The organism is Streptomyces sp. NPDC054794, assembly GCF_053611585.1.
Map to the genome: position 1 here is coordinate 1 of NZ_JBSHAQ010000111.1, position 11,223 is coordinate 11,223.

Genomic DNA, 11,223 nt, shown 5'->3' on the forward strand with positions numbered 1-11,223 from the left:
CACAGACCCACCCGCCGAGCTCCAGGCCCTGATCGACGCGGTCACCACCGGACACGGAATTGACCTCTATCGCCGGATTTAACGAACTACCGGTAACAGTCGGGAGGAGTCGCAGGGGGTATGACTCCTTGTGCCCGACAGCAGGGGCCGCGGGACCTTAGCAGCTGAAATTCTGCCTCGGCTTCAAGGTCGACATACTGCTATCCGGAAGCGGCTACTCCCGGTCTTTCCTCTGGTCGCGAGTAGTTTAATGAGATTCGATAGCTATGCAAGATCGCCCTGCCGTCAAGCGGCCGATGGGGATGGGCGCTGACGGCAGAGAGGGTTTGGGGGGATGGCGTGCCCGATGCCCATCAGGCGGTCGCGGCTGAGGACGATGCCGGCGATGGTCATCGACAGGCAGGAGAAGAAGGCGGAGGCGAGGATCACGGCCGCCGCGACGCCGAGCAGCTTGACCGGGTTCCAGGTGAGGGCCACGCCGAGCAGGGCGGCGATCAGGACCACGACGACCGCCTGGATCAGCGCCTTCACCCCGGCCGCGAAGGCCTTGCCGGTGATCAGCGCCGAGCGCGGGGTGGGCGTGACGAGGAGCTTGTTCAGGATGCCGGCGTCCCGCTCCCAGATGATCTGGATGCCGTAGAAGATGGCGATGAACATCGCGGACTGGGCGATGATGCCGGGCGCCAGGTAGTCGATGTAGGGGATGCCGCGGGTCGGGATCGCCTTGATCCGGGTGAAGGTCTGGCCGAAGATCAGCAGCCACAGGGCGGGCTGCACCGCCCGGGTGTAGAGCTCGGTGCGGTCGTGCCGCAGCTTCTGCAGTTCCACCGCGCACATCGCGACGACCCGGGCGGGCAGCAGCCGCCAGCCCGCGCGGGGCATGGGCGGCCGTACGAGGAGGTCCGTGCCGTCCTTGGGGGCCGGGTCAGCCGACGCGGTGGGCGGTGCGACGGGTGCTTCGGACATCGCGGAAATCTCCTGACTTCTCGTCGAGACCGCTGCCGGCGACGTCGCGGAAGACGTCCTCCAGCGTGGGCGGCGCGTCCGTGGCCGGGGCGCCCTCGGCGCGGCGGCGGGCGCCGAGGCCCTGCCGCAGTTCCCCGGGGGTGCCGAGGGCGCGGATGCGGCCGCGGTGCATCAGGCCGACGCGGTCGCAGTACTGGTCGGCCTCGTCCATGTAGTGGGTGGTGACCAGGACCGTCATGCCGGTGACCGCGCGGACGGCCTTGATGTGCTCCCAGACGCCCGTCCGGGCTATCGGGTCGAGGCCGATGGTCGGCTCGTCGAGGATCAGCAGGCGGGGCGCGCTGACCAGGGCCTGGGCCAGTTCCAGCCGGCGGACCATACCGCCGGAGTAGGTGCCCGCGAGCCGGTCGGCGGCGTCGGCGAGGCCGACGGCGGCCAGCGCCTGGGCGACGCGGGCGGCGCGCTCGCGGCGGGGGACGTCGAAGACGCGGGCGAAGAGAGCGACGTTCTCCCGTCCGGTCAGTCCGCTGTCGGCGGACAGCTGCTGCGGGACGTACCCGAGCAGGCGGCGCACGGCCATGCGGTCCCCGGCGGCGTCGTGGCCGAAGACGCGGACCATGCCCGCGGGGATGGGCAGGAGCGTGGTGATGCAGCGGATGGCGGTGGTCTTGCCGGCCCCGTTGGGCCCGAGCAGCCCGAAGACCTCCCCCTGCCGCACGGACAGGTCGAGACCGTCCACGGCCCGGGTCTGCCCGAAGGCGTAGGCGAGCCCGGTGCAGGAGACGGCGTCCGCCGGGCCCGCGGCGTCGGTCGTCGGGGCCGGGCCCGTGGTGTCGCTCGTCATGGTTCCTCGGCCTCCTCGTGCAGGGTGACGGCCAGCTTGCGCAGGGCCGGCAGGGCGGCATGCAGGGCCTCTCGCTCGGCCTCGTCGAGCAGGGACACGTGCCGGGCGACGAGGGCCGCCCGGCGCCGCTGCCAGTCGCCCAGCCGGGCGCGTGCCGCGTCGGTGAGCTCCAGTCGGGCGGCGCGCCGGTCGGCCGGGTCGGTCTCCCGGACCAGGTAGCCGGCCTTGGCCAGCCGGTTGACCAGGGTCGACACGGAGTTGCCCGCCAGGTACAGCTCCTTGGCGGCGTCCGAGACGCCGATGCCGGGCCGGGCCTCGACCAGGCGCAGCAGTTCCACCTCGGCGCCGCGCAGCCGGGGCGCGGTCAGCCCGCCGCGCAGCCGGCGGCGGATCACCCGCTGGATGCCGACGAGGGTGTCGGCCAGCTGCTGGGGCAGGGCCTCCCGCTCCCGTGGGTCCACACTGGAAAATTACCTCTGCTTGAGAGGTAATTCATCCCAAGAGGACACCAAAAGGCGGTCAAAAGGGCCGTCATCGCTGGTGTCTCGTCACTATTTCGGGTGATTTGTTTTGATACGTTCGACGCAGGGAAGGTGAAGACAAGTGCTTCGGACAGGAGGCACGTCCGTGGGAGCCGGTCCGCCGGGCGCCCCGGGTGCCTTTCCGTACGGTCCCAGCGCGCGCCTCCCATGGTGTCTGTCCATCCAGCACCTGCTGAGGGAGGTGGCCACCCACGATGGGTACCACCACCAGAACGAAGCCCCACCCGCATGACGACGCCCCCGACACGGCCGAGGCGTTCGAGCGTCTGGCCGAACTGCCGGCCGGTCCGGAGCGCGACGCGTTGCGGGACGAGGTGGTCCGGCTCTGGCTGCCGATGGCCGAGCGGATCGCCGTACGGTTCCGCGGCCGCGGCGAGGCCCTTGAGGACCTCTACCAGGTGGCCGCCCTGGGACTGGTCAAAGCCGTCGACCATTACGATCCGACGCGCGGCCGCGCCTTCGAGGCGTACGCGGTGCCGACCGTCACCGGCGAGATCAAACGCCACTTCCGTGACCACATGTGGTCCCTGCACGTGCCGCGCCGGGTCCAGGACCTGCGCAACCGGGTCCGCTCGGCCGCCAAGGAGCTGGCCCAGACGACTTCGGGCCGCGCGCCCAGCGTCGCCGAGATCGCCGAGCGCGCGCAGCTGACCGAGGAGGAGACACGGACCGGCCTGGAGGCCCTGGAGTGCTTCACCACGCTGTCCCTGGACGCGGAGATGCCCAACACGGACGGTTACGCCCTGGGCGAGGCGCTCGGCGGGCCCGACGCGGGCTACGACCTCGTCGTCGACCGGGAGGCGGTCAAGCCCTGTCTGCAGGCGCTGCCGGAGCGTGAACGCACCATCCTCTACCTGCGGTTCTTCCGTGGCATGACACAGAGCCGGATCGCCCAGCAGCTCGGCATCTCGCAGATGCACGTGTCCCGGCTGCTCAGCGGCTGCTTCGACCGGCTGCGCGAGGAGCTGCTCACCGAGACGAGCTGAGCCTCACCCCTGCTCGGCCCCTGCTCGGCCTCGACCCCCGCCGGGCGTCACTCCTGCGGCGCCCCCGGGACCTGCGTCGGCCCGTGCCGGTCGAGGACCCCCTCGAGCTCGGCCCGGATGTCCCGGGGCATGTCCCCCGTGCGCCCCCAGATGAGGATCAGTTCCGCGACGTTGCGCAGCTTGACGTTCGTGTGCTGGGAGACCTCCTTGAGGACCCACCAGCCCTGGTCGGGCGTCACTCGGCCCAACGCGACCATCATCCCGATCGCCTGGTCCACGACGGCGTGGGAGACGACCGCCTCCTTCAGCTGGTCGACTTCTTCCTCCAACTCGAAGATGCGCTCCGTCTCGCTGTTGCGCTCCGTCTCGCTGTCGCCCATTCATCCATCGTGTCACTCGTCCGGCCGAGTGCCACCGGGGTACTCGGCAGGCGCTCGGAGCGTTTGCGGTTGGACACTGGTGACAGACCGGTGGCCACCGGCATCGGACACAGGACGCACTGACATGAATCACGACACCCCTGCCCGCAGTGGCGCGAAGAAGCGAGACGTCGTCTCCACCCACTCCGTCTTCGGCGCCCCCTGCTGGGTGAGCCTGACCAGCCGTGACCTACAGGCCACGGAGGACTTCTACGGGGCCGTACTGGGCTGGCGATGGCGCAACGCCAAGCTCGGTGATCACTTCCGGATCGCACTGGCGGGGGGTGTACCGGTCGCCGGGATCGCCGCGGTCGCCGCCATGTGGCAGATGGCGGTGGCGTGGACGCCGTACTTCGCCGTGCCGAACGCCGACGAGGCCGTGGCCCGCGCCCGGGAGCGCGGCGGCACGGCGGCGGTCGGTCCGCTGTCCTTCCCGCCGGGGCGGGCGGCGCTGCTCGCCGACCGGGACGGAGCCACGTTCGGGATCTGGGAGGGGGAACTCATCTCCAACTGGGAGGCCTGGCGGCAGGCGGCTCCCACCTTCATAAGGCTGCACACCCGCAACGCCTTCGACGCGGCCCTCTTCTACGGCGAGATCCTCGACTGGGCCTCGGAGCGGACCGGCTGCTGCCAGGTCGAGTACGAGGGCGGCGAGGTGGTGCTGCGCAGCCAGGGCGACGTCGTGGCCCGCATCGACTCGGGCGCGGTCGAGGCGGCCCCCGACCCGGAGGTCCGGCCGCACTGGCAGGTGCACTTCGCCGTGGACGACATCGCCTCCTGCGCGCGCGCCGCGGAGAAGCACGGAGGCAGCGTCCTCAGGGAGGCCGAGGCGGAGGCCGTACTGCGCGACCCCGACGGCGCACAGTTCACGGTGACGTCGCGCCGCGAACGCTGACCTCCTACGCGTCGCCGGTACGAAACGCCCCGTCACCGGCCCGGGAGGACCGGCCGCCGCCGCGGGACGACCGGTCTCCGGTGCGGGAGGGGCGGCCGCCGGCGCGGGAGGGCCGGTCGTCGCCGCGGGACGGCCGGTCTCCGGCACCGGGTTTCCGGTCCCCGGCGCGGGACCGCCGTTCGGTGCCGCGGGACGGCCGGTCGCCGGTGCGGGACGGCCGGGAGAGCAGCACCAGGCTGCGTGCCTCGACGCTCAGCCGGGTGCCCGCCTTGCGCTCCCGTTCGTCCGGGAGCCCCTCGGGGTCCGCGGTGTCGATCAGGGTGGTCCAGCGGTCGCCGTAGGAGTCGTCCGGCAGGAGGAAGTCGACCGGCTCCCAGTAGCTGTTGAGCAGCAGCAGGAACGAGTCGTCGACCACGCGCCGCCCGTACGCGTCGCGTTCGGCGATGGCGTCGCCGTTGAGGAACACGCCGACCGAGTGCGCGTCGGGGCGCTGCCAGTCCCGGCGGGTCATCTCGCGCGCGTCGGGCAGCAGCCACACCAGGTCGGGCAGCGGCTGGCCGGCGTGGGTGGCGGTCTCCCCGGCGAAGAAGCGGCGGCGGCGCAGGACCGGGTGGGCGGCGCGCAGCCCGATGACGTACCGCGTGAAGTCGGTCAGGGCACGCTGGTCGCCGCACAGCCGCCAGTCGACCCAGGAGACCTCGTTGTCCTGGCAGTAGGCGTTGTTGTTGCCGCGCTGGGTGCGGCCCAGTTCGTCGCCGTGGCAGAGCATCGGGATGCCCTGCGACAGCAGCAGGGTGGCCATCAGGTTGCGCTGCTGGCGGGCGCGCAGTTCCAGCACGGCGGGGTCGTCCGTCTCGCCCTCGGCGCCGCAGTTCCAGGAGCGGTTGGCGCTCTCGCCGTCCTGGTTGTCCTCGCCGTTGGCCTCGTTGTGCTTGTCGTTGTACGAGACGAGGTCGCGCAGGGTGAAACCGTCGTGCGCGGTGACGAAGTTGACGCTGGCGCGCGGCCGGCGCCTGCTGTGCTGGTACAGGTCCGAGGAGCCGGTGAGCCGGGAGGCGAACTCGCCGAGCGAGCCCTGCTCCGCCCGCCAGAAGTCCCGTACCGCGTCCCGGTACCTGCCGTTCCACTCCGACCACAGGGGCGGGAAGTTGCCGACCTGGTAGCCGCCCTCCCCCACGTCCCAGGGTTCGGCGATGAGCTTGACGCGGCTGATCACCGGGTCCTGCTGGATCAGGTCGAAGAACGCCGACAGCCGGTCCACCTCGTGGAACTGCCGGGCCAGGGTGGCCGCGAGGTCGAAGCGGAAGCCGTCCACGTGCATCTCTGTCACCCAGTAGCGCAGCGAGTCCATGATCAGCTGGAGCACGTAGGGGTGCCGCATCAGCAGGCTGTTGCCGGTGCCGGTGGTGTCGTAGTAGTGCGCCCAGTCGCCGTCGACGAGGCGGTAGTAGGAGGCGTTGTCGATGCCGCGGAAGGACAGGGTGGGGCCGTGTTCGTTGCCCTCGGCGGTGTGGTTGTAGACCACGTCGAGGATGACTTCGAGGCCGGCCTCGTGCAGCGCCTTCACCATCGCCTTGAACTCGTTGACCTGCTCCCCGCGGGTGCCGAAGGCGGCGTAGGCGTTGTGCGGGGCGAAGAAGCCGATCGTGTTGTAGCCCCAGTAGTTGGCCAGGCCGCGGTCCTGGAGGATCCCGTCCTGGACGAACTGGTGGACCGGCATCAGCTCGACGGCGGTCACGCCCAGCGAGGTCAGGTGCTCGATCACCGCCGGGTGCGCGAGGGCGGCGTAGGTGCCGCGCAGCCGTTCGGGTACGTCCTGGTGGGTGCGGGTGAGGCCGCGGACGTGAGCCTCGTAGATGACCGTGTCCGCGTAGGGCCGCCGAGGCGGGCGGTCGTCGCCCCAGTCGAAGTACGGGTCGGTGACCACGCCGAGCATGGAGTGCCCGGCACTGTCGGCCGGGGAGGGGCCGCCCGGGGCGCGCTCGTACAGGGAGGCGTGGTTGTCGATCTGCCCGTCCACGGCCCGCGCGTACGGGTCGAGCAGCAGCTTCGCCGGGTTGCACCGGTGGCCGAGGCCCGGGTCCCAGGGGCCGTGCACCCGGTAGCCGTAGCGCCGGCCGGGTCCGATCCCGGGCACATAGCCGTGCCAGACGAAACCGTCGACCTCGGTCAGCGGGACGGGGGTCTCGGTGCCGGCGTCGTCGACCAGGACGAGGTCGACGCTCTCGGCGACCTCACTGAACAGCGCGAAGTTGGTGCCCTGCCCGTCGAAGACGGCGCCCAACGGGTAGGGGTGCCCGCTCCACACGGGCACCCCTTTCCGGTTCGGCGACGCCGTCACCGGGCCTCCTCCGGGGCGGGCTCTGTCGCGCCCGCCGAGGAGGCCCGTGCGGCGAGCGGCATGTCCCGGGGCACCTGGCGGACGTGGCGCAGGCTGGGCGCCGGGGCCGTCGGGACCAGCGGGACGCGCTGGCCGGCGCGGGCGCGCTGCGAGAACCAGATGATCTTGCTGCCGGTGTCCGAGGCGCAGCAGCCCCAGCCGTCGCTCATCGCGGCGATATGGGCCAGGCAGGTGCGCAGGTCCTGGTCGGGACGGAGGTCACGGTCATCGCCGCCGACGGCGGTGATGAGGTGCTGGCCGTTCCACCACATCTCGATCGAGGTGTACTTGTCCGTCGCGTGCTCGTCGATGGCCCGCAGCAGCAGTTCGGCGCCGCCGCAGACGGGAACCACGAGATTGTCGAGATCCCAGTGGCGCAGATGGGCGGCCAGGATGCGGCTCACCTGTCCCACCCGCTCGGGGCTGACTTCCACGTCCAGGTGGTAGTAGCAGGGCACTGCGGTCTTCATTGTCGCTTGCTCCTCACCGACGAAGCTCCCGCTCGTTGCTCGTCCCCGTGGGCGTGGGCCCCGATCACGGAGCGTTGAGCGCTGCTCGCTTCTGAGTCAGATCCACAGTGCGGGCACTACGCCATTCGTGCAACACGAGAGCGTCATGGGGTAGTTGAAGAACCAACAAGACGCTGAGTCGTCATCCGTGCACCATGAGTGAAATGCCTCGATCGCCGTAACGGTGTCGTGCCTCTTCGCGCGCGGACGCCACCCGCCCGTCGGGAAACGAGCCCGGTCGAGCCCGTCGGAAGGTGAACAGGGCCATGCTGCTACCCGCCAAGGCCGAAGTGGCCCGGCAGTTGCGGCGTTACCGGGCGTGGGAGCGCGCGATGCTCGCCGCGCCCTCCGACCGTGCCGTGCGCGCCACGTTCGAGGACTCGGGCTACACGCTCTGCGTGCTGATGGGCAAACGCTGTGCCCGGGAGGCCGCCGACGCCGCCGAACGCTATCTGCGCAGCACGTTGGGCACGTACCTGCGGGAGCAGAGCGCCCTCCCCCGCGGCAGCGGCGCGGTCCGGCGGGCTCCGCCGAAGGGCCGGCGCCCCAGGGCCGGGAGGCACTGACCTTCCGGCGACGTTCGGATTCCGAGCCGGGACCGGGGCCCGGCTTCGCGCACGGTGGAGGTGAGACCCATGAGTTCAGGTTCGACTCCGGTCGTCGGCCGCGTTCCGGTACGCGACGTACGGCCGGCCGTGGAGTGCGGCAGGCGTCCGGCGAAGGCGGTTGTCGGCGAGACGTTCCAGGTCACCGCCACCGTCTTCCGCGAAGGCCATGACGCCGTCGGCGCCAATGTGGTGCTGCGCGACCCGGAGGGCCGGCCGGGCCCGTGGACGCCGATGCGCGAACTCGCCCCCGGCAGCGACCGCTGGGGCGCCGAGGTCACACCGGACGCGACGGGCCGCTGGACGTACTGCGTGGAGGCCTGGAGCGACCCGGTGGCCACCTGGCGCCACACGGCCGGCGTCAAGATCCCGGCGGGCATCGACACCGGACTGGTCCTGGAGGAGGGCGCCGAACTCCACGCCCGGGCGGCCGCCGGAGTGCCGGAGGGCCCCGAGCGCGACGTCGTGCTGGAGGCCGCACGCGCCCTGGGCGACGACTCGATGGCCCTGCGGACCCGGCTCGCGGCGGCGTTCTCGCACGAGGTGGGCGAGGTGCTCGCGCGGTGTCCGTTGCGGGAGTTGGTGACCGCTTCGGAGCCGTTGCCGCTGCTGGTGGAGCGTGAACGTGCCCTGTACGGCGCCTGGTACGAGTTCTTCCCGCGCTCGGAGGGCACCGTCGAGCAGCCGCACGGCACCTTCCGCACTGCCGCCCGGCGGCTGGAGGCCATCGCGCGGATGGGCTTCGACGTCGTCTACCTGCCCCCGATCCATCCGATCGGCAGCACGTTCCGCAAGGGCCGCAACAACACCCTGCACGCGGGCCCCGACGACGTCGGCGTGCCCTGGGCCATCGGCTCCCCCGAGGGCGGCCACGACGCGGTCCATCCCGCCCTGGGCACGCTTCAGGACTTCGACCACTTCGTGGGCCGGGCCCGGGAGCTGGGCCTGGAGGTCGCCCTCGACTTCGCCCTGCAGTGCTCCCCCGACCACCCCTGGGTGCACAAACACCCCGAGTGGTTCCACCACCGCCCCGACGGCACCATCGCGTATGCCGAGAACCCGCCGAAGAAGTACCAGGACATCTACCCGATCGCGTTCGACGCGGACATGGACGGCCTGATCGCCGAGACGCTGCGGGTGCTGCGGCACTGGATGGACCACGGGGTGCGGATCTTCCGGGTCGACAACCCGCACACCAAACCCGTCGTGTTCTGGGAGCGGGTGATCGCCGAGATCGGCCGGACCGACCCGGACGTGATCTTCCTGGCGGAGGCGTTCACCCGGCCGGCGATGATGCACACGCTGGCCCAGATCGGCTTCCAGCAGTCGTACACGTACTTCACCTGGCGCAACACCAAACAGGAACTGACGGAGTACCTGAGCGAGCTGTCGGGCGAGGCGGCCTCGTACATGCGGCCCAACCTGTTCGCCAACACCCCGGACATCCTGCACGCCTACCTCCAGCACGGACACCGGCCCGCCTTCGAGGTCCGCGCCGTACTCGCGGCCACCCTCTCGCCGACCTGGGGCATCTACAGCGGCTACGAACTGTGCGAGAACACCCCCCTCAGGGAGGGCGGCGAGGAATACCTCGACTCCGAGAAGTACCAGCTCAAACCCCGCGACTGGGCCACCGCCGAGGCCGAGGGACGCAGCATCGCCCCCCTCATCACCCAGCTCAACACCGTCCGACGCCGGCATCCCGCGCTGCGGCACCTCAGGAACCTGCGCTTCCACCCGACCGACAACGACGCCGTACTCGCGTACAGCAAGCGCACGGGCGACGACACGGTCGTGGTGGTCGCCAACCTGGACCCCCACCACACCCAGGAGGCCACGGTCTCGTTGGACATGCCGCAACTCGGCCTCGACCGGCACGAAGGCATCTCGGCGCACGACGAGCTGACGGGTGAGACCTACCACTGGGGCAGGACCAACTACGTGCGCCTCGAACCGGGTCGGCGACCCGCGCACGTGCTCCACATCCAGCGATCGTCCGCCTCACCGCACACGGGAGGGTCAACAGCCTCATGACTGTCAACGAGCCCGTCCACGACACCTTCGAGGACACTCCGGCAAAGGACCGGGACCCGGAGTGGTTCAAACGCGCCGTGTTCTACGAGGTCCTGGTGCGCTCCTTCCAGGACAGCGACGGCGACGGAGTGGGCGATCTCTCGGGGCTGACCGCCAAGCTCGACTACCTGCAGTGGCTCGGCGTCGACTGCCTCTGGCTGCCGCCCTTCTTCAAGTCGCCGCTCAGGGACGGCGGTTACGACGTCTCTGACTACACCGCCGTGCTGCCGGAGTTCGGTGACCTGGCCGACTTCGTGGAGTTCGTCGACGCCGCCCACCAGCGCGGCATACGCGTCATCATCGACTTCGTCATGAACCACACCAGCGACCAGCACCCGTGGTTCCAGGAGTCCCGCAAGAACCCCGACGGGCCGTACGGCGACTACTACATGTGGGCCGACGACGACAAGAAGTACGCCGACGCGCGGATCATCTTCGTCGACACCGAGGCCTCCAACTGGACCTACGACCCGGTCCGCGGCCAGTACTACTTCCACCGCTTCTTCTCCCACCAGCCGGACCTCAACTACGAGAACCCGGCCGTGCAGGAGGAGATCCTGGCCGCCCTCCGCTTCTGGCTGGACCTCGGCATCGACGGCTACCGGCTGGACGCGGTGCCGTACCTCTACGCGGCCGAGGGCACCAACTGCGAGAACCTCCCGGCCTCCCACGCGTTCCTGAGGCGGGTGCGCCGCGAGATCGACGCCCTGTACCCGGACACCGTGCTCCTCGCCGAGGCCAACCAGTGGCCGGAGGACGTGGTCGACTACTTCGGCGACTACCAGTCCGGCGGCGACGAGTGCCACATGGCCTTCCACTTCCCCGTCATGCCCCGCATCTTCATGGCCGTGCGCAGGGAGTCCCGGTACCCGGTCTCGGAGATCCTCGCCAAGACCCCCGCGATCCCCGCCAACTGCCAGTGGGGCATCTTCCTGCGCAACCACGACGAGCTGACCCTCGAAATGGTCACCGACGAGGAACGCGACTACATGTGGGCCGAGTAC

10 protein-coding genes and 1 pseudogene are annotated in these 11,223 nt (G+C 70.6%); 5 read left to right on the forward strand and 6 right to left on the reverse strand.

From position 1 onward, the window contains the following. Positions 1 to 333 precede the first annotated feature (333 nt). From ACWGKT_RS47615 to ACWGKT_RS47625, 3 genes and pseudogenes are all read right to left on the reverse strand, one after another. A pseudogene (locus ACWGKT_RS47615) lies at positions 334 to 966 on the reverse strand (ABC transporter permease); the annotation flags it as partial. Further along, complete coding sequence (locus ACWGKT_RS47620; protein WP_453278679.1) at positions 926 to 1,810, reverse strand: ABC transporter ATP-binding protein; 885 nt, start codon at positions 1,808 to 1,810, stop codon at positions 926 to 928. The gene ACWGKT_RS47620 and the pseudogene ACWGKT_RS47615, both read right to left, overlap by 41 nt. Further along, entirely contained in the window at positions 1,807 to 2,271 is a 465-nt protein-coding gene (locus tag ACWGKT_RS47625; protein WP_453278680.1) for a MarR family winged helix-turn-helix transcriptional regulator, read from the reverse strand. Before ACWGKT_RS47625 ends, ACWGKT_RS47620 begins: the two co-directional genes overlap by 4 nt. 275 nt (positions 2,272 to 2,546) lie before the next feature. Between ACWGKT_RS47625 and ACWGKT_RS47630 the strand changes: the two genes are divergently transcribed. After that, a complete protein-coding gene (locus ACWGKT_RS47630) occupies positions 2,547 to 3,338 on the forward strand; it encodes an RNA polymerase sigma factor SigF (RefSeq protein ID WP_453278681.1) in 792 nt (263 codons plus the stop codon). Between the two features lie 47 nt (positions 3,339 to 3,385). On the opposite strand, the gene ACWGKT_RS47635 is transcribed toward ACWGKT_RS47630, so the two are convergent. Further along, entirely contained in the window at positions 3,386 to 3,718 is a 333-nt protein-coding gene (locus ACWGKT_RS47635) for an ANTAR domain-containing protein (protein WP_453278682.1), read from the reverse strand. Positions 3,719 to 3,842: 124 nt separating this feature from the next. Here ACWGKT_RS47635 and ACWGKT_RS47640 point away from each other — a divergent pair, with 124 nt between their 5' ends. Continuing rightward, positions 3,843 to 4,652: a VOC family protein gene (locus tag ACWGKT_RS47640; protein WP_453278683.1), complete on the forward strand. Its 810-nt coding sequence runs from the start codon at positions 3,843 to 3,845 to the stop codon at positions 4,650 to 4,652. Between the two features lie 4 nt (positions 4,653 to 4,656). On the opposite strand, the gene glgX is transcribed toward ACWGKT_RS47640, so the two are convergent. Beyond that, entirely contained in the window at positions 4,657 to 6,966 is a 2,310-nt protein-coding gene (gene glgX / locus ACWGKT_RS47645) for a glycogen debranching protein GlgX (protein WP_453278688.1), read from the reverse strand. A gap of 23 nt (positions 6,967 to 6,989) precedes the next feature. Then, complete coding sequence (locus tag ACWGKT_RS47650) at positions 6,990 to 7,502, reverse strand: pep a2 (protein WP_453278684.1); 513 nt, start codon at positions 7,500 to 7,502, stop codon at positions 6,990 to 6,992. Positions 7,503 to 7,807: 305 nt separating this feature from the next. Here ACWGKT_RS47650 and ACWGKT_RS47655 point away from each other — a divergent pair, with 305 nt between their 5' ends. The 3 genes from ACWGKT_RS47655 to ACWGKT_RS47665 all read left to right on the forward strand — a co-directional run. Continuing rightward, positions 7,808 to 8,107 carry a DUF5133 domain-containing protein gene (locus ACWGKT_RS47655; protein WP_453278685.1) on the forward strand — a complete coding sequence of 100 codons (300 nt, stop codon included), beginning with the start codon at positions 7,808 to 7,810 and terminating at the stop codon, positions 8,105 to 8,107. A gap of 69 nt (positions 8,108 to 8,176) precedes the next feature. Beyond that, on the forward strand, positions 8,177 to 10,180 hold the full coding sequence (locus ACWGKT_RS47660) for an alpha-1,4-glucan--maltose-1-phosphate maltosyltransferase (RefSeq protein ID WP_453278686.1): 2,004 nt from the start codon (positions 8,177 to 8,179) through the stop codon (positions 10,178 to 10,180). Continuing rightward, the coding region (locus ACWGKT_RS47665) for an alpha-amylase family glycosyl hydrolase (protein ID WP_453278687.1) at positions 10,177 to 11,223 on the forward strand (1,047 nt) is incomplete at its 3' end. The genes ACWGKT_RS47660 and ACWGKT_RS47665, both read left to right, overlap by 4 nt.